Source organism: Veillonella sp. AF13-2 (assembly GCF_003603295.1).
Taxonomy (GTDB): domain Bacteria; phylum Bacillota; class Negativicutes; order Veillonellales; family Veillonellaceae; genus Veillonella; species Veillonella parvula_E.
In genome coordinates this window covers 226,602-246,941 of record NZ_QTMT01000003.1, presented here as the reverse complement: position 1 = coordinate 246,941, position 20,340 = coordinate 226,602, and the positions used below count along the sequence as shown (strand labels likewise).

20 protein-coding genes are annotated in these 20,340 nt (G+C 38.2%); 6 read left to right on the top strand and 14 right to left on the bottom strand.

Features of this window, described 5'->3' with window-relative positions:
* Nucleotides 1–116: 116 nt before the first annotated feature.
* The 3 genes from DWV85_RS06975 to DWV85_RS06965 form a co-directional block, all read right to left on the bottom strand.
* Entirely contained in the window at nucleotides 117–620 is a 504-nt protein-coding gene (locus DWV85_RS06975) for a hypothetical protein (protein WP_008602979.1), read from the bottom strand.
* A 59-nt stretch (nucleotides 621–679) separates the two neighbouring features.
* Nucleotides 680–1,084 (bottom strand): PACE efflux transporter, encoded by a 405-nt coding sequence (locus tag DWV85_RS06970; protein WP_123138405.1) that lies wholly within the window; start codon nucleotides 1,082–1,084, stop codon nucleotides 680–682.
* A 399-nt stretch (nucleotides 1,085–1,483) separates the two neighbouring features.
* Complete coding sequence (locus tag DWV85_RS06965; protein WP_118091041.1) at nucleotides 1,484–2,950, bottom strand: DASS family sodium-coupled anion symporter; 1,467 nt, start codon at nucleotides 2,948–2,950, stop codon at nucleotides 1,484–1,486.
* Nucleotides 2,951–3,158: 208 nt separating this feature from the next.
* On the opposite strand from DWV85_RS06965, the gene DWV85_RS09400 reads away from it, so the two are divergent.
* Entirely contained in the window at nucleotides 3,159–3,464 is a 306-nt protein-coding gene (locus tag DWV85_RS09400) for a hypothetical protein (protein WP_077708046.1), read from the top strand.
* On the opposite strand, the gene DWV85_RS06955 is transcribed toward DWV85_RS09400, so the two are convergent.
* The 6 genes from DWV85_RS06955 to DWV85_RS06930 form a co-directional block, all read right to left on the bottom strand.
* Entirely contained in the window at nucleotides 3,440–3,649 is a 210-nt protein-coding gene (locus DWV85_RS06955; protein ID WP_012863840.1) for a hypothetical protein, read from the bottom strand. The genes DWV85_RS09400 and DWV85_RS06955 overlap by 25 nt on opposite strands.
* Before the next feature lie 312 nt (nucleotides 3,650–3,961).
* Nucleotides 3,962–4,786, bottom strand: coding sequence for a MetQ/NlpA family ABC transporter substrate-binding protein (locus DWV85_RS06950; RefSeq protein ID WP_008602988.1), 825 nt, complete (start codon nucleotides 4,784–4,786; stop codon nucleotides 3,962–3,964).
* A 54-nt stretch (nucleotides 4,787–4,840) separates the two neighbouring features.
* Nucleotides 4,841–5,512, bottom strand: coding sequence for a methionine ABC transporter permease (locus DWV85_RS06945; protein WP_123138404.1), 672 nt, complete (start codon nucleotides 5,510–5,512; stop codon nucleotides 4,841–4,843).
* Nucleotides 5,512–6,534: an ATP-binding cassette domain-containing protein gene (locus DWV85_RS06940; protein WP_118091044.1), complete on the bottom strand. Its 1,023-nt coding sequence runs from the start codon at nucleotides 6,532–6,534 to the stop codon at nucleotides 5,512–5,514. The genes DWV85_RS06945 and DWV85_RS06940 overlap by 1 nt, the downstream gene beginning before the upstream one ends.
* Before the next feature lie 253 nt (nucleotides 6,535–6,787).
* A complete protein-coding gene (locus DWV85_RS06935; protein ID WP_039965380.1) occupies nucleotides 6,788–7,654 on the bottom strand; it encodes an EamA family transporter in 867 nt (288 codons plus the stop codon).
* Nucleotides 7,655–7,973: 319 nt separating this feature from the next.
* Nucleotides 7,974–8,846 (bottom strand): helix-turn-helix transcriptional regulator, encoded by an 873-nt coding sequence (locus tag DWV85_RS06930; protein ID WP_123138403.1) that lies wholly within the window; start codon nucleotides 8,844–8,846, stop codon nucleotides 7,974–7,976.
* A 519-nt stretch (nucleotides 8,847–9,365) separates the two neighbouring features.
* Here DWV85_RS06930 and pflB point away from each other — a divergent pair.
* The 3 genes from pflB (at nucleotide 9,366) to pflA (ending at nucleotide 12,584) form a co-directional block, all read left to right on the top strand.
* The gene (gene pflB, locus DWV85_RS06925; protein WP_123138402.1) at nucleotides 9,366–11,483 is read left to right on the top strand and encodes a formate C-acetyltransferase; all 2,118 of its coding nucleotides are present in this window, start codon (nucleotides 9,366–9,368) and stop codon (nucleotides 11,481–11,483) included.
* A 75-nt stretch (nucleotides 11,484–11,558) separates the two neighbouring features.
* Nucleotides 11,559–11,795, top strand: coding sequence for an autonomous glycyl radical cofactor GrcA3 (grcA3, locus tag DWV85_RS06920; RefSeq protein ID WP_004693956.1), 237 nt, complete (start codon nucleotides 11,559–11,561; stop codon nucleotides 11,793–11,795).
* A gap of 12 nt (nucleotides 11,796–11,807) precedes the next feature.
* Nucleotides 11,808–12,584 (top strand): pyruvate formate-lyase-activating protein, encoded by a 777-nt coding sequence (gene pflA / locus DWV85_RS06915; protein WP_004693958.1) that lies wholly within the window; start codon nucleotides 11,808–11,810, stop codon nucleotides 12,582–12,584.
* Between the two features lie 119 nt (nucleotides 12,585–12,703).
* Here pflA and DWV85_RS06910 read toward each other — a convergent pair whose 3' ends face one another.
* A complete protein-coding gene (locus DWV85_RS06910) occupies nucleotides 12,704–14,599 on the bottom strand; it encodes a cation-translocating P-type ATPase (RefSeq protein WP_012863834.1) in 1,896 nt (631 codons plus the stop codon).
* A gap of 200 nt (nucleotides 14,600–14,799) precedes the next feature.
* On the opposite strand from DWV85_RS06910, the gene DWV85_RS06905 reads away from it, so the two are divergent.
* Complete coding sequence (locus DWV85_RS06905) at nucleotides 14,800–15,363, top strand: TetR/AcrR family transcriptional regulator (RefSeq protein WP_008603003.1); 564 nt, start codon at nucleotides 14,800–14,802, stop codon at nucleotides 15,361–15,363.
* A gap of 14 nt (nucleotides 15,364–15,377) precedes the next feature.
* Here the strand turns inward: DWV85_RS06905 and DWV85_RS06900 are convergent, their stop codons facing one another.
* Nucleotides 15,378–16,328, bottom strand: coding sequence for an NAD(P)-dependent oxidoreductase (locus tag DWV85_RS06900; protein WP_123138401.1), 951 nt, complete (start codon nucleotides 16,326–16,328; stop codon nucleotides 15,378–15,380).
* Between the two features lie 310 nt (nucleotides 16,329–16,638).
* On the opposite strand from DWV85_RS06900, the gene alr reads away from it, so the two are divergent.
* Nucleotides 16,639–17,751, top strand: a complete 1,113-nt coding sequence (alr, locus tag DWV85_RS06895) for an alanine racemase (RefSeq protein ID WP_004697849.1) — start codon at nucleotides 16,639–16,641, stop codon at nucleotides 17,749–17,751.
* Nucleotides 17,752–18,155: 404 nt separating this feature from the next.
* On the opposite strand, the gene DWV85_RS06890 is transcribed toward alr, so the two are convergent.
* The 3 genes from DWV85_RS06890 to DWV85_RS06880 all read right to left on the bottom strand — a co-directional run bounded on the left by DWV85_RS06890 (nucleotide 18,156) and on the right by DWV85_RS06880 (nucleotide 20,292).
* Nucleotides 18,156–18,434, bottom strand: coding sequence for a hypothetical protein (locus DWV85_RS06890; protein WP_004693966.1), 279 nt, complete (start codon nucleotides 18,432–18,434; stop codon nucleotides 18,156–18,158).
* Between the two features lie 158 nt (nucleotides 18,435–18,592).
* Nucleotides 18,593–19,213 carry a ribonuclease E gene (locus tag DWV85_RS06885; protein WP_119562388.1) on the bottom strand — a complete coding sequence of 207 codons (621 nt, stop codon included), beginning with the start codon at nucleotides 19,211–19,213 and terminating at the stop codon, nucleotides 18,593–18,595.
* Between the two features lie 515 nt (nucleotides 19,214–19,728).
* Entirely contained in the window at nucleotides 19,729–20,292 is a 564-nt protein-coding gene (locus tag DWV85_RS06880) for a PepSY domain-containing protein (RefSeq protein ID WP_004693970.1), read from the bottom strand.
* Nucleotides 20,293–20,340 lie beyond the last annotated feature (48 nt).

The following is a 20,340-nucleotide window of genomic DNA, read 5'->3' as shown; positions in this document are numbered from 1 at the left end:
ATTATAAAAGTAGACAATGATTACGGTCAACAAAAATGGGCACTCATAGGTCTTGAGTGCCCTTAAAAGGTCATATATATTTTGAATGGGTTGTCATAACTATAAGTTAAGTTCACCTAATATTTAGTGCGTTTTGTAATAAGTAATGCCAAAATTATACCTAATGACGAAGTTACCAATTGCGGCCAACTAGATACGAAAAGCATGGTATTTACAATCTTTGGTGGAAATTGGAACAAGGAGAAGAACAAGGAATACCCTCCAAAGAGTACGCCGGCTTTTACCAAAGCAGCCACAATGATAAGCAATGCCTTTGGTTTATGTTGTAACCAGTGAGCTACGAATACATACGCAGTCGTACCAAGAGCCGTAATCAAAATAAATGGTGGCAACGGCAACATACCTTGTAAATGCGCTACTACTGGAGCAATCCAAGCGATGACGAGTCCATTCTTCCAACCATAGCGCCACGTTGCAAGCACAAATGTAGCAGATGTAATGGAACCGATGAGGAACATACTCACCTGGTTTGGAATAAATGGAAACATGAGGCGCAAGCTTTGCGCCAATAAGGCAACGGCCAACAAGAGACCTGTACCTGTAATAGATTTTGTAGACATAAGAACCTCCTACTATACGATATAGATTTTTCAAGAGGTACCTACCTCATATATTAAAACTAAGCTTCTACAAATAATAAACGTACCCGATCATATACCCAATTATAAACATACGTATAACCTAATATGACTAATGTCATCGTTATATCTGTAACAAAGGCCATCCAAAAGCTCATATGCATCATGTACATAATAATCGGTACTGTAGCAAGCATAAACAAACCTTCAAACAACACCGCATGAACTGTACGGATTACAGGACCTCGTGCTAATCGATCACCTGGTACTAGTTTATCAAATATCCAGTTAAACACAAAATTCCAAACCATAGCCAGTAAGGAAAAAATAACCATCAAAGCAAGAGGCTGACCCTCATGAGGAACAAACTGCATCACCGACCAGCCAATCATAACACAGCCCACCTCATATAAAATCGACTGTACAACACGCTCTGTAGCAGACATAATAATAAACCACCTCCATCAGAAACCCCAAATAAAGATATTTACTATCACATCAATATTATATTTATTTTTTTAGATTTGTCGAGCTCTGTCGAGTTTTTCCATTTTCGGATATAAAGAAAGCCCCTCGTAGTGTTCTGTAAGCTCGACTTGCTACTCCCGAAGTGAGTATTGCCATTTTGAGATAGAAGAAGCCGCCATATGTCTGTCCAGCGACTTGCCCTCCCGAAGTGAGCTATGCCATTTTCGGATATAAAGGAAGCCCCTCGTAGCGTTCTGTAAGCTCGACTTGCTTTTCCCAAAGTGAGTATTGCCATTTCAGGATAAAAGAAGCCGCCATATGTCTGTCCAGCGACTTGCAACGAATGGAGCGCAGAGAGACATATGGCGGCGGAAAGCCTATCCTAAAAGTGGCATTACGAACTGAATCCATGGAATACCCACCACAATAAATATCGCAAGGTAGATAATCCCAAAGATAGCACCTAATTTCCAGAATTCAGGGCCTTTATTATAACCACTAGCAAACCAAATTGGGCTATGACCAGTACCATATGGTGTAAGGATACCCATAATACCCATTGGTACTAAAAGAATCAACATAACTTGAGCTGGATCAACACTAGGAATCTGAAGAATTAGAGTAGCAAATAAGCCTACCATGGCAGTTACATAAGCGGTGCCAGAAGCAAAGAAGTAACGAAGCAAGCAGAATGCTAATAACAAACCAAGAACTGCCATTGTGGGATCTAAGGATACTAAAGAACCACCTGCAGATTTAGCAAGCCACTCCAAAAAGCCTACGTTTTTAAGACCCGCAGCCATAGGTACGAGTGTAGCGAACCAAGTCAAAACATTCCATGCTGGTTTGTTAGCAAGGAAGTCTTGCCATGTCATAATCTTGGTGAAAATCATCAAGATAATAACAATCAAAGCTGTTGTAGTTGGGTTCACTTTAAATGTAGAAGCACCAATCCACAACACAAGAGCCAATACAGAAATCAAGGCCATGAAGATTTCACTGCGTGTCATGGAACCTAATTTCTTATATTCATCCCTTGCCCATGCTGCAATTTCAGGGGACCCTTTTACCTCCGGTTTACAGAATACATAGGTCAATAATGGTGTGATGATAAATAGTATAATACCCACTGGCAAGAATGCTAGGAACCATGTGCCCCAGTTGGCAGCTACGATACCCGACTTTGCAGACAATTCAAGAGCCAATGGATTTGGCGCCGCACCAGTCAAGAAAATAGAGCTAGATACACAAGTTGTTGCCAATGCTACCCAGTTCAAATAGGAACCAATTTTACGAGGATTCTTATCGGGGTAAGAATCGAACATCGGACAAATACTAGATACAATTGGATAAATCGTACCACCAGAACGAGCCGCATTACTTGGAATAAATGGAGCCAACACAAGGTCAGTAATAGCAATAGCATACCCAAGGCCTAAAGAGGACTTTCCAAGCTTGGCTACGAGGAACAATGCAATACGTCGACCAAGACCAGAATTTTCATAACCGATACCGATCATAAATGCTGCGAATATCAACCACACGATAGCATTAGAGAAACCGCTAAGTCCCCAGCTGATAGCTTGGGCATCCGTAATAGCCTTTGCTACACCAGTTGCTTTGTCTATAATAGGTGCTGGACCAACCTTAAATAACATAGATACGGTAACAGCAATGATACCGATGAAAGCTGGTGGCATTGGTTCTAAAATCAACCCCACCACAAGGCCTGCAAAAATACTTACATAAATCCAAGAATTTGCGCTAAGACCTTCAGGAGCACCGATGAGCCATACAAGAATAGCTACTACAAGCGGTGCAAATAATTTCCAATTCAACTTCATTAAGAACACTCCTTACTAAAAATAAAACTGCAAAATTGCTAATACAGTATAGCAGAATTTTTTTAGTGAGAATATAATATTCGTCATAATACTTATTGATTAATACTAAACTTTTAGTAATAGTTTTTACTAGATATTTTTGGTTTTATACAATACAATATAAATATCGAAAATTATTAATTTAACTAAAATTACTGAAAGGATTTAAATGAAACCTTTTATACGCTATATAAAATCTTTATGGTTTCCAGTCATTATCGTATCAATTCTTTCGTTACTCACCGTGGCAGGCACATTATATATACCAACCTTAACGGCCACAATCATCAACGATGGCGTAGATATTCGCGACGTATCTCGTGAAAGCTTACACAACACGGTAGGCATGGTACTGCAAGATACTTGGATTTTTACCGGCACTATCACAGAACAAGGAACACACCACGAACTCATCAAACGCGGTGGTCACTATAAAGAACTATACGAAAACTATGTGGCAGGAATAAGTATATAAAATTCAGGATTGCCATTAACATCAATGTGAAGGGTTCCATATCCATCATTGATATCTTTCGTCATTTCATATATAGTAACCATAGAAGCAGAATTACTGGTCTGACTACCTGTACCTTTATGTACAGCAGCAGCAGTAATTCTGCTTTTTATTATAATATATAATTTCATATAAATTAAAATCATTAGGTGAAACCCTTATTTTATTCAAACCTTGTTCCGTAGTTAACCTAATAGCACCTAAATCAAACAAATCAAAATCATGTGACGACCCATGACACGCAGCTTGATAGTACTGATAATTATATTGTTTTTGAAGCTTGTCTAAATCTTTTTCGTTTAGTATACTATTGTTAATCATAAACTGATTAACACTCATTTGTCCGCTTGATTGGACGTTATTGACTGTTAATTGGTTTATTTTTTGTATTACCATACAATAGAATTATAGGAAAAAAGAACCACCGATAAGCTGCAACTTATCGGTGGTTCTCTTATTTATTCACCTTTTGGTACAAACCATAAACCGTTATTATTTTTTTCCATGTAATCCTTAAATTCTTGAGAATGATAAGCTGCTACAATGTCTTTTGCCCATTGAGCCTCTTTGTTTTTCTCGTTTACTACAAGTTGTAATAACCATTGTGGCAATACATCTTCATTTGCCAATGCAGATTTAGGATCAATTTTTGCATTATAAATAATAGCTCCTGTAATAACAATATAATCAAAATCAGTACGTACAGAAGGAATTGTAAGGGACTTCATTTCTGTAAATTTAAGATGTTTAGGATTTTCAATAATATCTGCTTGTGTGACTGTCGCTAAGTCTTTATTAGGATCAAGTTTAATCCAACCGATTTTTTGCAACAACGCATAGGCACGAGCCATGTTAGACGCATCATTAGGAACTGCAATAGTATCGCCATCAGCTACTTGATCTAAAGATGTCTTAGAACCACTAAAGATACCAGCTGGCACTGTTGGAATTGGGGTCAATGCTACAAGATGACCATTTTGTTTTTCGTTGAAGTTTTTCATGTATGCTGTATGTTGTTCAACATTAAAATCAACTTCACCATCACTCAATACTTGGTCTGCTTGTACCAAGTCAGACATATCTACACCTTTGAAGGTATAGCCTTGTTTTTCTAAAATTGGTTTTACACCTTTTTCAAACAATTCAGAATAAGGGCCTTGAGATTTACTATAGGTTAATTCTTTTTTAGCACCATTATCGCTATTATTAGAGCCGCAACCTGCGATAAAAGCTACGCTAAATACTAATGCCATACCAAGGGCAAGGAATTTTTTAAATTTCATAGTACATTCTCCTATACTTTCACAATCCATATAACTAAAATCTATTTCATCAAATTAGGAACGACGCGCACGACGTGCAAAGTAGTTACCTATTGTTTGAATAATTTGAACAAAAATAATTAAAATAACAACGGTAAATAGCATCAATGGGAAGTTCAACCGTTCATAACCATAGGTAAGAGCCAAGTCACCTACACCACCTGCACCAATGGCACCAGCCATAGCAGTAGCACCGATAAGACCTATAGTACCTGTTGTAATGGATAAGATAAGCGATCCCTTTGCCTCTGGTAAAAGGAAATGCCAAATCACCTCAAAATGAGAGGCCCCCATAGACTGTGCAGCCTCAATAATGCCTTTATTGACCTCTAAAATAGAGTTTTCAAAGAGTCGAGCAAGATAAGGCGCAATGAATATAACAAGCGGTACAATAGCCGCCGTTGTGCCCACACGAGTACCAACAATCATCTTAGTCAACGGTAAGATAAACACCATCAAGATGATAAATGGTACGGAACGCACGATATTAACAATTGTATTTGTAATGGTATAAACAACACTATTTTTAACAATCCCATTAGAATTTGTTACCACCAGTGTAACTGCAATAATTAACCCTAGTATTGTACCAATGAATAGAGATAGGAACACCATATATAATGTTTGTTCTGCAGCTAGTAATAACTGCGAACCGGGAACGCCAAGTTCTTGCATAAAGAAATCCATTATAGTGCCACCTCCTGCCATTCAATGCCTTGTGTCACAAGATACTCTTTTACCTTGCCCACTTCAAGATCATCACCAATGAACTGAACGATGAAAATTCCAAGTACCGTATGCTCTAACTCTGTTACCGTAGCAAACAACACACTCGTTTCTAAATCAAAAGTTTTATTAATATGATATAGCACATTATCAGTTGTATTATTTCCTAAGAAGTGCATTTTAAGTATTGTGTAAGGCCTTTTATCACAAGCCAAGGTATGTTTAACTGTAGATGGGATTTCATCAGGAATAACAGTCCTAACAAATCGTTTTGTTGTTTCATGCTTAGGTTTACTAAACACCTCAAGTACAGAACCTCTCTCGATAAGCTTCCCATGTTCCATAACTACAACGCGATTACATATCTTTTGGATTACATCTATCTCATGAGTTACGATAACGACTGTTACCCCTAGTTCACGATTAACGCGTTCTAATAATTGAAGAATAGACTCTGTTGTATCTGGATCAAGAGCACTTGTTGCTTCATCGCAAAGCAGAATTGATGGATCTGTAGCCAACGCACGAGCAATACCAACGCGCTGCTTTTGACCACCAGATAATTCTCCTGGATAGGCATTTGCTTTATCACCTAAATCAACAAAGTCTAACAAGGTTTTAACCTTATTATCAATCTCTGATTTAGGAACTTTATTTAGAATTAATGGAATCGCCACATTATCATACACAGATTTAGCATTCAATAAATTGAACTGTTGAAACACCATGCCGATGCGCTTACGAACCTTTCTGAGCTCGTTAAAACTTAAACCATTGATATTCACACCATCTATTTCAACATGACCAGAGGTAGGTACCTCTAAAGCATTAATCATGCGTAACAGTGTAGATTTACCGGCTCCACTAAAGCCAATAATGCCAAATATGTCGCCTTTTTCTATGGTAAAGTTTACATCAGATAATGCAGTAACCTTTTGCTTATTAACATCAAACTCTTTCGTTACATTTCGTATAGCAATCACTGTACCACCTCTTTTCCTACAATTCAGTAGGAATTAATTTTAAATTTAAAACATATCTATAAGGTATGATTTAATTATGTACTTAGATTACTACAATTTATAAGGACTGTCAAACCAAAAAAGAACCTCACCAGTTAAAAGGTTGAGGTTCTTTTATTATATAGCTCTTATCTTATAAGGGTTCACATCCCTATTTATCTAATTTTATTTTTTTACATCAAGCTGAACCAATTCAAACACTAACAAAAATAAATTATCTATATCGATTAAAGAGATATAGGGATCCTAAAATGACAGGCGCCCCTATATAGAGACCCATATTAGGTATTTCCCCCAATAAGAAGGCTGCTACAATAGCTGCCACTATAGGCGAGATATACATAAAATTAGTTACATCAGAAACCTTTTCAGCATGTTCCAAGGCATAGCTCCAGAATACAAAGCCTAACGCACTAGATAGGAATGCTAAATAGGCCATAGCAAATTTTGCACTAATCGGTGCCACCACAATCAATTCAATAGCATGTTCCGCAAAGGGCAATGCCATAATAGCCCCCGTAAACATAGACCACATGGCGATAGTGATAGGCTTATGTCCCTTTAAACTAAGTCCACGATTTAGAATATTATACACTGCAAAGAGTATCATCCCTAACAAAGTCCACAAGGCTCCTACAGGAATAGTAAGGGCGGAATTCCATAGAATAATTATGGCTACACCTATAAATGCAGTTATGGTAAATAGCCATCCTATAGGTCGTATTGTATCCTTATAAATAATCGTGGCCATCAGTGCTGTCGTCATCGGAGTCAAGGCCATAATAATACTGGATGTGGCCGCTGGAATTGTGCGCAAGCCTTCATTAAATACAACTTGGTAAAGAAAATTCCCTGTAGCACCTAACAGAATATATAGTCCCCACTCACGCCATGTTGTCGGTATATGTAGCCCTTTTACAACACCGATTACCAGCATAAGTAAAGCGCCACCCATGACCCTTGCCACAGACAATGTCAATGAATCTACTGACTGTAATGCTATTTTACTGAAAGGAAATGCAGTAGCCCACACCGCAATAGTAGCAGAAGCACCTAAAAGTGCTTTCTTTCGATTTGTCATTAACATCCACCTTTCAATAGCATTCGCCTATACAATCTTATAATCCACTTTGATTAACGTATATTCTATCCAAATTATTTCTATCTTGATTCATTCTACCAAGATCATGTTATCTACATGTTTTATAGCTTAATAACACTATCTCAATAGTACCATAATATACCCCTAACACTACAATAAATTAAATCATATTTTTTATTCCTATGAAGGGGATGCTTTGTTCCTTATGGGACCTACAAAATGTGTAACAAAGTCGTTAGAAAAAGTAATAACGCTTTATGAAAACTATGTAGCAGATATGTCTATGTAGTTAATACAACTATTCACTTAACTTGACTATTGTAAGTTCACTATTGATTCCATTAATTTCAATTTGATTTTCTGATTTAGACACAGAAAAATCGTCTACAAGATGTCCACGATCTTCAAAGAGCAATTTAGTACGAATACCTTTTTTCACCGCTTTGAAAGCATACTCGTGAGGGACATGCAGCCGAGATTTCGCCGATATCTGATTCACATCAATTCGCCCCGTATAATCCGCTACATATATCTCCATTGGAGAGTTGTTATCCAGCTCTATATGACTGTTACCGCCGGCAATATAAATTTCTTTAACCGCTCCGTCTAGCTCAAACTTTTCACTAATAATATCAAATAGCTCTAGTTTTTCACAATGGGTCGCTAGCTCCGTATCTCCCATATATTTTTCAGGCAAATTTATAAAAATCCACAAATGTTCTTTTACAAGCTCTTCAGATAAGGATTTGGAACAATTTACATCCACATCGATACGCCTTTTGATATCATCGATTTTTACTTTCACCAGTTCCGTCAAATTTTCAATAGTATCACTGACCAATTGAACCTTTATCTTCTCACCCTCTCCAGCTCTCATTTTTACGCAATTAACAGAACCCAGTTTAATATCGAAATGTTTTATCTCATCGATATCATATTCTACGATGCTTTCATAAGGATATCGAGGTTTAACCGCTTCTTCTGAAAGCAATTCATCCACAGAGACATTGAATACACCTGAAAGGGCCTTTAAATTTGAAATATCCGGCATTCCATTGCCCGATTCCCACTTTGTTATGGCCTGTCTCGACACATTAAGTGTTTCTGCTAATTTCCCCTGAGATAATCCAGATTGTGTTCTATACTCCCGTAATTTTTCATTAAAATCCATAATGTGACCTCCTATTTTAAGCAATATCAGTTACTCTTCAACAAGAGCTGCTCAGAGTATAGTATATAGTGTCAGTGAAGAAAAGAAACGCTTGTTTTCCTGGCTGGCAACGTTCCGTAGCATTACAATATACATGCATTTATAAAGACTTGCAGGCTGATTCTGTACAAGATATAAACGGCCTCCGAACAGTACACAAATATAAACTATCCAATCATACTATTGAATAATCCGCCTTCATCCTCTTTAATAAAATTTTTATTTCCTTTATTAATATTGATATGCAATTTCATATTATTATATATACATTAAATGAAATTGCAAAAAGCAAAATCCCATATAAGCCTATATATACTGGTGTATTTAAACAATTTAGCTTATGGAAATTTATGAGATACTTCACAAAATTGCATAGTATGTATTGAAAATCTATATCATCTATTCATTGTAGAATTGCTACAAACATTGTACACTATAGGCATAGAAATCTATAGTTATATCCTTTTATGGAGGTGCAAAATGCAACATACTGCATGGAAAGATTTTAACACAGGTGTGTGGGATAAAGCCGTTGATGTACGCGACTTTATTCAAAGAAACTATATCCCCTATGAAGGGGACGATTCCTTCCTTTCTGGTCCTACAGAACGAACAACAAAATTGTGGGAACAAGTAATGAAGCTTTATGAAGAAGAACGTGAAAAAGGCGGCATGCTCGATGCTGATACTTCTGTGGCCACACACATTACTGCCCATGCGCCAGGATATATCGACAAAGACCTTGAAACAATCGTTGGTTTGCAAACTGACAAACCTTTAAAACGCGCTATGTTCCCATATGGTGGTTTGCGTACGGCAAAATCCGCTATCGAAGAATACGGATTCAAAATGGATCCGCAAACAGAGGACTTCTTCAAGAAACATCGCAAAACTCACAATGATGGCGTATTTGATGTATATACTCCAGAAATGCGTGCTGCACGTACAGCTCATATTGTAACTGGTTTGCCAGATGCGTACAGCCGCGGTCGTATTATCGGTGACTATCGTCGTATCGCTCTTTACGGGGTTGATTATCTCATTGAAGATAAAAAAGAACAATTTAGCATTACAATGGGTGACATGCTAGAAGATGTTATTCGCGACCGTGAGGAAATACAAGATCAAATCCGCTCTTTGAAAGAATTGAAAGAAATGGCAGCATCCTATGGCTATGATATTTCCAAACCAGCTAAGGATGTTCGTGAAGCTATGCAATGGATTTACTTCGGCTATCTTGGTGCTATTAAAGAGCAAAACGGTGCTGCTATGTCCATTGGTCGTAACTCCACATTCCTCGATATCTATGCGGAACGAGACCTTCGCAACGGCACATACACAGAGGAACAAATCCAAGAATTCGTAGACCATTTCATTATGAAATTGCGCATGGTTCGCTTCGCACGTATCCACGAATACAACAATTTGTTCACAGGTGACCCTGTTTGGACCACTGAATCCATCGGTGGTATGGGTACTGACGGCCGTACATTGGTTTCTAAGATGTCCTTCCGTTACCTACATACATTGACTAACCTTGGCCCTGCTCCAGAGCCAAACCTCACTGTATTATGGTCCCCTCGCATGCCTATCGGTTTCCGCCGTTTCTGTGCGAAATTATCCATTGAAACATCTTCCATTCAATACGAAAATGACGAATTGATGCGTCCTAACTCTGGTGATGACTACGCCATCGCATGTTGCGTATCCCCAATGCGTATCGGTAAAGAAATGCAATTCTTTGGTGCTCGTTCCAACTTGGCGAAATGCTTGCTTTACGCTATCAACGGTGGCGTTGACGAAAAGTTGAAGAAACAAATTGGTCCTAAATACCGCCCTATCACTTCCGAATACTTAGAATTTGACGAAGTATGGGAAAAATTCGACGACATGATGGAATGGTTGGCAGGCGTATATGTAAATGCCTTGAACATCATTCACTACATGCACGATAAATATGCTTATGAAAAACTAGAAATGGCATTGCATGACCGCAAGGTAACTCGTTGGTTTGCAACTGGTATCGCTGGTTTATCCGTAGTAGCAGACTCCTTATCCGCTATTAAATATGCTAAGGTAAAACCTATCCGTGACGAAAATGGCATCGCTGTTGATTTCGAAATCGAAGGTGACTTCCCTAAATATGGTAACGATGATGACCGTGTAGATAGCTTGGCAGCAAAGGTTGTTTCCACATTTATGAACAAGATTCGTAAACATCCTACATATCGTCAATCCGTTCCAACTATGAGCTTGTTAACAATTACTTCCAACGTAGTATATGGTACTGCTACAGGTTCTACTCCAGATGGCCGTAAAGCTGGCGAAGCTTTCGCTCCTGGCGCGAACCCAATGCACGGTCGTGATTCTCACGGTGCTGTATCCTCGTTGGCATCCGTAGCTAAAATGCCATGGCGTGATTGCTCCGATGGTATTTCTAATACCTTCTCTATCATTCCGGACGCATTAGGTAAATCTGGTGAAACATTTGTTTCCGTCAGCGATTTTGATATTGAGTTAGACCCTTCTCAATTGCCTAACAGCAATACAAACTTCGCATGCAGCGAACCAAATGTTACTATAAAGGAAGATAAATAAAATCTTCCACAGTATCGGACTGCTTTCACCGGCACCGATACGAGTGTTAGTCTTGGTTGAAAGGAGGTTATACCCATGAGCAACCAACAAGTTGATAACTTGGTAGAGTTATTGGATGGTTATTCCCAAAAGGGCGGCCATCATTTGAACGTTAACGTGTTTACTCGTGAAACATTGTTAGACGCTCAAAAACATCCTGAGTTGTACCCTCAATTGACGATTCGTGTATCCGGTTATGCGGTGCACTTCAACAAATTGACAAAACAACAACAGGACGAAGTTATTTCCCGTACATTCCATCAACGTATCTAATCGAGGTTTCCTATGACTGGACGTATTCATTCGGTTGAAACGATGGGTACGGTTGATGGTCCAGGCATGCGCATGGTGGTATTTCTTCAAGGATGCCCCATGCGCTGTGCTTATTGCCATAATCCTGATACATGGGATGAAACTAGCGATAATGCTAAATTCATGACCGTAAAGGAATTATGGGACCAGTACGAACGTAACCGCCAATTTTATACTAATGGTGGTATCACCGTCACAGGTGGGGAAGCTCTTATGCAAATCGACTTTGTTATTGAGCTTTTCACATATTTCCGTGAAAGAAACGTCCATACCTGTTTAGATACAAGTGGAATTTGTTTTGACCCCCACCAAGAGGTGGCATACCGTAAATTACTCAGTGTAACTAGTCTCGTCATCCTAGACATTAAGGAAATCGATCCAGCCAAGCATTTATGGTTAACGGGTAAACCGTTAGAGCCCATTCTCGGGTTTGCTCGATTGACGGCAGACGTGGAAGTTCCGATTTGGGTTCGTCACGTAGTAGTCCCTACGATTACAGATAATGCCGATCGTCACTATCGTCTAGGCTTTTTCCTAGGATCTCTGAAAAATTTACAAGCCGTTGATTGCTTACCTTATCACGTTATGGGTATTGCTAAATATAAGGAGTTAGGTATTCCCTATCGCCTAGAGGGCATCCCAGCTGCAACGAAAGATATTGCAGCTAAAGCGACAAGAACCGTGGTGGAAGGCATCAAGGCCTATAGACGCCATTGGTGGAGTCCCATCAAAACACAACATCAATCATAATCAAGTTTGAGGATAACTACCTCCCTTGATATATATAAATATATATACCAAGACTTGATCTATGATAGCCCTAATCAATAGAGCCGCCCCCATACAACCGGGGACGGCTCTTATTGCATTTAAATAAACTTTCTATCATACAAACGGGCAGCGATGAGGACCACTAAACAAGATCCCACATTATGCACTAATGCACCTGTAGTAGGCGTCAAAACCTCAAGCAATGAGAGAATAATAGCGATACAATTAATGACCATTGATAAAGCAATACTAAATTTTATAGTTTTAATCGTAGCATCTGATAATCGTTTAATATAAGGAATTTTACTAAGGTCATCACTCATCAAAGCAATGTCTGCTGTTTCTATGGCAATATCACTACCAATAGTCCCCATTGCAATACTCACATCAGCAGTCTTCATAGCCGGTGCATCGTTAATTCCATCGCCAACCATACAAACCTTATGATGTTTCCCTTGCAATGATTCGATAATACTTACTTTTTCTCCTGGTAAAAGCTCCGCATGTATTTCGGAAACGCCAGATTTCTTTCCAATATATGTAGCTGCTTCTTTACTATCACCAGTAAGTAATACTGTTGTCATATCTAAGCTTGAGATAGCAGATATCATATTTATCGCATCATTTCGCATTGTATCAGATAATGTAATGATACCTATAATATGCTCTTTATCTGCAATAATGACAGATACCTTTCCTTCACTTCGATATACATTAATGGCTTTTTGAATAGAATCACATACAATAATATTATGCTCTTCAAGAAATCGTTCATTTCCACAATATAATTCCCGACCTTTTATTACGGCTATAATCCCTTTACCTACAGACATCGTAAATGAAGTAGTATCAAGTATTTCTAAATCTTGCTCTATGGCATGAGAAACGATAGCCTTGCCAATAGGATGTTCGCTCTTAGCCTCTACAGATGCAGCTAATTGAAGAATATCAATCTCACTATAATCTGTATCAACGGCTAAAATAGATTGAACTGATAACTGACCACGTGTTAATGTGCCGGTTTTATCAAATGCCATGGTATCTACTTTTCCCATAGTTTCAAGAATTTCACCAGATTTAATAATAACGCCATGTTTAGTAGCTTGACCAATAGCGGCCATAACCGCAGTAGGTGTAGCAAGCACCAATGCACAAGGACAAAACACAACCAACACAGTAACACCGACGATGATATTACCAGTTACTAAATAGCCTATACATGCAATCATCAATGCAATAGGAACCAATCGACTAGCAACAATATCAGCTATACGCTGAATCGGAGCCTGTTTCTGTTCCGCATTTTTAATAAGTTGAATCATTTTTTGAATAGAACTATCTTCGCCCACTTTGGTAGCTATAATATCTATGGCACCAAAACAGTTAATCGTTCCGCCAAATACATCATCATCAATTGTTTTATCAACAGGGATAGACTCTCCTGTCATAATAGATTGATCTACCGTTGTTTCACCATTAATAATGCGTCCATCTACAGGCATCGTTTCGCCCGGAAGGATTCGTAAATAATCACCACTTTGTATAGACTCTACAGGAACCATCATTTCTTTGTTATCTTGTATTTTACGACCCTTAACAGGTGCTAATGAAATTAACTTCTTTAACCCTTTTTTTGCTCGCTCCGTAGTTGCTTCTTCAAGGAGAGCGCCTAAAGCCATAATAAAGGCGACCTCACCAGCCGCAAATATATCTCCAATAGCAATGGCCGCAAACATAGCCATGGAAATCAATAAAGCTGACGAGATTTTACTAATCCCCTTATTATATATAATCCTTCGTATAGATAAATATACAAGAGGAAAACCACAAATAATAACGGTAATCCAGGAAGGTTCAAAAGGGATTATATTTTGAAATAGTCTCTGTCCACAAAACTCTTCTATCAAATGCGGAATTCCATCAAGCAGTAAAAATAGCCCCGCTAAAATCGTCATATATAAACCAGATAATATATCATGTATTCGATGTACCATATGGCAATCCCCTTATCAGACTTTCCCAATCAATATGAATTGAATTACAACTATACTTACAGTACAATAATTACAATAGCGAACACCTTGTTCATTTTAATTGTATCAACCTATGGTATTAATACAATATATAAAACAGCGTATATGTTCATTATGGAACATATACGCTATTCTGTACTTAAAGAATGACAGGAGTTATTATGGATCGTAGACAGAAAAAAACTCGTAAAGCCATATTTATAGCTTTTAACAAATTATTATCTAATAAGGCGTATGACAAAATCACCGTTCAAGAAATCATTAGTGCCGCAGACATTGGCCGCACCACCTTTTATGCTCATTTCGACACAAAAGAAGCATTGCTAGAAGCACTCTGCGAAGACTTATTTTTACATATAAAAGATAGTATTAATCACTTACCGCATGCTCATGGGCTGTATCAACAAAGTATTTACCCTGTCTCAGTATTTGGTCATTTATTACAACATTTACAGCAAAATGAAAATAAAATCCTCGAACTACTAGCTAGTGATAATAACGAAATCTTTTTGCGCTATTTCAGGGATCATCTAAATGAGTTGGTACAAGGATATTTTATCAACCAAGACCGTAAAGCAAATACAAATCTACCGGATGACTTTATTATTAATCATATTTCAGGTAGCTTTGTGGAAATGGTGTTATGGTGGGTAAAAAACGGCATGAAAGAATCGCCTACAGAATTAGACAATTACTTCCATGCCGTTATAGAACCTATTATATAATTATTTAAAATTTATCAAGATACAACATTGATTGGTTCCCCCTTAAAGAAGGCTTGTACATTATCTCGAATAATGCCTACCAAGCGTTGACGTGTTTCAAGGCCTTTCCAACCCATGTGCGGAGTAATGATGACGTTATCTAGTGTATAGAGAGGACTATCCTCTGCAGGAGGCTCTACCTCTTGTACATCGAGACCGGCCCCAGCGATACGTTTAGCGGCTAATGCTTCACAAAGATCCCTTTCATTAATGAGAAGTCCACGGCCCGTATTCACAATGACCGCATTAGGCTTCATCTTACCGATTGTTTTTTTATTAATAAGATGTTTAGTTTGGTCATTTAGCGGGCAATGTAAGGAAATATAGTCACTATTTTCTAGCAGTTCATCAAGGCTCACATAACGAATGCCATCACCATCAGCCTTTGGTGTACGTGTATGCACTAAGATGTTCATGCCTAGCGCTTTTGCAACTTTGATGACTTCCATACCGATGTGACCAGCTCCGACAACACCTAATGTTTTACCATTCACTTCTGTATGGCTCACTTGAAGGTATTTCGTGAAATTGCTGCGATCACCTTTAACAAGCATACCAATTTGTTGCTGCATGGTAGAAGCAAAATTGAGGATCATCATGATCACTGTATGTGCTACACGCTCTGTGCTATACGCAGGAATATTGCACACAGTGATGCCCTTTTTCTTTGCTGCATCAAGGTCAATATTATTATAGCCAGTACCTGCTTCTACGATAAGCTCTACAGTATCAGGAAATTGTGAAAGCAATTCGGCACTTACAGGCAATTCTTTTGTAACCACAACACGAGCACCTTGAATCCGTTCAATAAGCTCAGCATTCGTACTATCTTCGTAGACCTGCACATCATTAGATAATATGGAGAAATCCAATGCATGGTCATAATTCATTTTACCTGCATTTACCACTACTACACGTTCACTCATGAGAACCTCCTAAATTGAATAGCCTAAAACATAGGTAATACCACTTCTATATAAATTATACATAAATTATACTATTATTTATATAATTTTATACTAAAATAACTTCTATTATATATCAACTACCTATACCAATTAATATACTTTCACAACTAATTAGTATACTTTCACAATAATTGTATATAATATATGTATAAATCCTATAAAATTCAAAGTAAAACTCATTTTTCTGTATATAACTTTCACAAAAGTATTGTGTAATTCCCCAAAAGTTATAAAATAAAAGTAATGTTATATAGAATTGAGGAATACAATGAGACCTACCTATTTGACCATAAATACAAGTCTCGTTCGCGAGAATTTGCGTAAAATTAAAGATAGTTTACCTGAATGGAGTACGTCTACAGCTGTCATCAAGGCCAATGGCTACGGCCACGGCAGTGTTATGATGGGGCGTATTGCCGTGGAGGAAGGTTACGAATCCTTAGCCGTTGCTATTCCAGAGGAGTCCGTACCACTTCGCAATGCAGGTATTATGGTACCTATTTATTTATTAGGTCTCACAAGGCCACAATCCTTTGAACTTGTGGCAGACACTAATTCGATTCCTGCCGTTTGTGAATCTACCGACTTGGAATCACTCAATAAAGTAGCCGATAATCACGACATGATTATTCGCGTTGCTGTTGCCGTTGATACAGGCATGCATCGCATCGGTATCAAGCCTGAGGATGCCATTGAGTTTATCAAACGCATTGAGTCCTACGAAAATTTGGAAATAGACGGATTCTTCTCTCACATGAGCAATGCTGATGCGGCGGATCAATCACACGCCCATAGCCAAACGCAAAAATTTCATCGCATGGTAGATGAAATACGAGCATTCCGTCCAGAAGCAGATTACCGTTTCTCCCTCGCCAACAGTGCAGGTCTTTTATCTGTCAAAGATAGTCTATTCACAGATGCTCGTCCTGGTATTATTCAATACGGTATCATGCCATCTCTTGATGTGCCAAATCGATTGGGCTTAAAACCTGTTTTATCTTTCCATAGTGAAGTTGTTCATGTACAACATATCCCTGCTGGCGAAGGCATTGGATATGGATCTACCTATATCACAACTGAACCAATGACAATTGCTACTATCCCTGTAGGCTATGCGGATGGCTACCCTCGTAGTTTATCCAATCGGGGCACCGTACTGATTCATGGCACTCGTTGTCCCGTAGTAGGTCGTATTTGTATGGATCAATTCATGGTTTCTGTTCCGGATACAATCACGGTAAAGCCTGGCGATAAGGTGGTGCTTCTAGGGTCTCAAGGTCATGAAAGCATTTCTGCTTTAGAAATTGCAGCCCTTGCTTCCACAATTCCTTATGAGATCTTTTGTGGATTCTCAGAGCGCGTACCACGACAATATATTTAACCTATGTAAAATAAAGAAAGCCCGTATCACATGTAGAATTCTACATGTGATACGGGCTTTCTTGCTCTCCTATACCCAGCGTGCTGTAAAGCAGTTACGTTCTTATTGTGAGAGAGAGTATATATACCAAGTATATAATCTTATGATTCGGAGGGAACCACAATTCATAAGGGGCCCTCTGAACGATAGATGGCATAGGAGAGAGTCAATGTTTATCTATCCAATCCAGAGGGCTGTGTGTAATTGTTTATTGTGTGTGTTGTTTATTGTGTGTGTTTTTGTGTGTTTTTGTGTGTTGTGTATGTGTGTGTAAGTGTATTTATGTTATGTGTGTATAGTTTTGAGTGCTTAGTGTTCGTTTTTGAAAGGGTTTGCTTTACAGCGCTATAGAATAGGAGATCAACTTATTTTGCTACCGTCCCTGTTTTAGCATCCAATACAACGGATATCGGTTTATTTTGTGCATCATGGAATTCTATGGTATATAGTGATTTTCCATTTTGATTAGCAAGAGACCACGCATTAATACCAGTCGCTACCTTGCCAGACTGTACGAAAGCTGCATTAATTGCCACATGTGGAGGTATTACTGTTCCGGCATCAATAGCACTAGCTTCCATAGATGCATCATATGCTTTAGGAGTACCATCAGTTACATTACCAGTAGCCACATCTAGAGTCATAGAATGAGCACCACTAGTATTAAAACCAGCTACTTCATAGATGGCAGTTTTACCTTGAGTTTTGAAGGATACATTAGTGATTTTGGAGTTTCCAAATTTACTTTCGAATTGGTCAATTAAATAATTAGCACCAACTACGAAAATACTATTTTGGTCTACTACGCCTTCTTGCTGATTGGTTGTGCTAGGTTGTGATTTTCTACTTTTAGAGTTTTTTTTTCCTCTTTAGTAGGCTCTTCTTTATCAGCTTTTTTTTCGTCTTTCACAACTTTTACTTTAGGCGCTTTGTCTACTGCAGCTTTTTTAGTATTTTTAACTTCTTTATCATGCTTTGCTACAGATTCTGATTTTTTATCGCCACCGCGTACTACTCTTGTTTCACTAGGAGCTTTAGCTACAGATGCAGTTTCAATAGTAGGAACTGCTGCTGCAGGATTTTCTGTACTAGGTACTACAGTTTCTTGAGCTACTGGTGTTTTAACATCTTGTGTAGCTGTTGGAACTGGTGTAGTATTACGAACTGCGGTACCTACTTGATTACCGTCTGCTACAGGAGCTACCGGAGTTTTAGGTGCAACTGCAGTAGTAGCCACATCTGGAGCCACCGCTGTAGTAGGAACTACTGGATCAGTAACTGGTTGTGCTGGAGTCGCTGCACTCGCTGTTTCTTGTGTAACAGGCATTGGAGTTACTGGTTCAGCTGCTGTTACAGCTACAGTGGCACCAAATACGCCAGCCACTGCTAAAGCAATACTACTTTTTAAAATAGATTTTTTCATCTTGTCCTCCTTATTAATTCATTTACATGCAACTTTACGCATGTATATTTCCAGTCAACTCAATGTCATCATGTAAGTTCCAAAACATATATCTAGCATGGACTTGTAGATATATAGCTTGGAAATTTCAGATATACTTGAGTTTGTCTTTCGACTGGTACACATACTATCGACAGTCTATGAAGTCAAAATGTAGAAGCATTATTAAAAGCTTATTTTATAGTGAGTTTAGAATGAATTTATATATAATTCCTATGAAATCCTATGGGATTTACTTTATACTTAAAAATTCCATGAAAAACATATCAAAAGCCGTTTATCCCATATATAAGGGATAAACGGCTTCAAAATATACGTATCGATATCTAAAATTTCACATTCATGAGCAAACTTTCACAAAAAATGCCTCAATACTAGTTATTTTTTTAAGAAAAATAGTATTAAGGCATTTAATTATTATATTCAGAATAAAATAACTAGGCACTATTAAGATATAATAACTAGTCAATCATATATTAATCGTCAAATTTAACAGATAGCAATTTACCATTCATTGCATCCATACGCACATGTACCTCTTTATTATCTGCTGTACCAAAGCTAACTTTGTACACGATCTTACCTTTATCATAGCGCACAGCCCATTCATTAAGGCTCACAGCTTTACCTTTTGTTTGGGCGTAAGCAAAGTTCACCACAGCTGCAGGCGGTAAGATTTCCCGAGGATCAAACGATTTTTTCTTTAGTGATTTATGGAAGTCCCCTTCGCGCTTTTCAAAGATTTGATTAGTAGCATAGATATACGTTAACTCATACTTGCCAGATTCATCAAAACCTTCAACATCATACTTAATTTGACCTCCATCCGCATCAAAGGCGATTTCCGTAATTCCTGCATTTGGATGATTTTGGATAAAGGCATTTAATAAACCATTAGCGCCTACAATCGCCGCATGGTTGCCATCAACAACTGCCACAGTTGGCTCTACAGCTACTAAAGGGGCTGCACTTGCATTTGGCATGCCAAATGCCGCTGCCAAGGCCAATACAAGGCTACCTTTTACAAAAAATGATCTCATTGGTTCCTCCATATCTCAAACAGTTATCATAACAATATATATACAATT

What these genes read in the sequence shown, in the direction of transcription:
- DWV85_RS06975 (WP_008602979.1), bottom strand. Translation starts at nt 620, where the DNA reads ATGTCTACAAAATCTATTACAGGTACAGGTCTCTTGTTGGCCGTTGCC.
- DWV85_RS06970 (WP_123138405.1), bottom strand. Translation starts at nt 1,084, where the DNA reads ATGTCTGCTACAGAGCGTGTTGTACAGTCGATTTTATATGAGGTGGGC.
- DWV85_RS06965 (WP_118091041.1), bottom strand. Translation starts at nt 2,950, where the DNA reads ATGAAGTTGAATTGGAAATTATTTGCACCGCTTGTAGTAGCTATTCTT.
- DWV85_RS09400 (WP_077708046.1), top strand. Translation starts at nt 3,159, where the DNA reads ATGAAACCTTTTATACGCTATATAAAATCTTTATGGTTTCCAGTCATT.
- DWV85_RS06955 (WP_012863840.1), bottom strand. Translation starts at nt 3,649, where the DNA reads ATGATTTTAATTTATATGAAATTATATATTATAATAAAAAGCAGAATT.
- DWV85_RS06950 (WP_008602988.1), bottom strand. Translation starts at nt 4,786, where the DNA reads ATGAAATTTAAAAAATTCCTTGCCCTTGGTATGGCATTAGTATTTAGC.
- DWV85_RS06945 (WP_123138404.1), bottom strand. Translation starts at nt 5,512, where the DNA reads ATGGATTTCTTTATGCAAGAACTTGGCGTTCCCGGTTCGCAGTTATTA.
- DWV85_RS06935 (WP_039965380.1), bottom strand. Translation starts at nt 7,654, where the DNA reads ATGACAAATCGAAAGAAAGCACTTTTAGGTGCTTCTGCTACTATTGCG.
- DWV85_RS06930 (WP_123138403.1), bottom strand. Translation starts at nt 8,846, where the DNA reads ATGGATTTTAATGAAAAATTACGGGAGTATAGAACACAATCTGGATTA.
- pflB (WP_123138402.1), top strand. Translation starts at nt 9,366, where the DNA reads ATGCAACATACTGCATGGAAAGATTTTAACACAGGTGTGTGGGATAAA.
- grcA3 (WP_004693956.1), top strand. Translation starts at nt 11,559, where the DNA reads ATGAGCAACCAACAAGTTGATAACTTGGTAGAGTTATTGGATGGTTAT.
- pflA (WP_004693958.1), top strand. Translation starts at nt 11,808, where the DNA reads ATGACTGGACGTATTCATTCGGTTGAAACGATGGGTACGGTTGATGGT.
- DWV85_RS06910 (WP_012863834.1), bottom strand. Translation starts at nt 14,599, where the DNA reads ATGGTACATCGAATACATGATATATTATCTGGTTTATATATGACGATT.
- DWV85_RS06905 (WP_008603003.1), top strand. Translation starts at nt 14,800, where the DNA reads ATGGATCGTAGACAGAAAAAAACTCGTAAAGCCATATTTATAGCTTTT.
- DWV85_RS06900 (WP_123138401.1), bottom strand. Translation starts at nt 16,328, where the DNA reads ATGAGTGAACGTGTAGTAGTGGTAAATGCAGGTAAAATGAATTATGAC.
- alr (WP_004697849.1), top strand. Translation starts at nt 16,639, where the DNA reads ATGAGACCTACCTATTTGACCATAAATACAAGTCTCGTTCGCGAGAAT.
- DWV85_RS06890 (WP_004693966.1), bottom strand. Translation starts at nt 18,434, where the DNA reads ATGACTCTAGATGTGGCTACTGGTAATGTAACTGATGGTACTCCTAAA.
- DWV85_RS06885 (WP_119562388.1), bottom strand. Translation starts at nt 19,213, where the DNA reads ATGAAAAAATCTATTTTAAAAAGTAGTATTGCTTTAGCAGTGGCTGGC.
- DWV85_RS06880 (WP_004693970.1), bottom strand. Translation starts at nt 20,292, where the DNA reads ATGAGATCATTTTTTGTAAAAGGTAGCCTTGTATTGGCCTTGGCAGCG.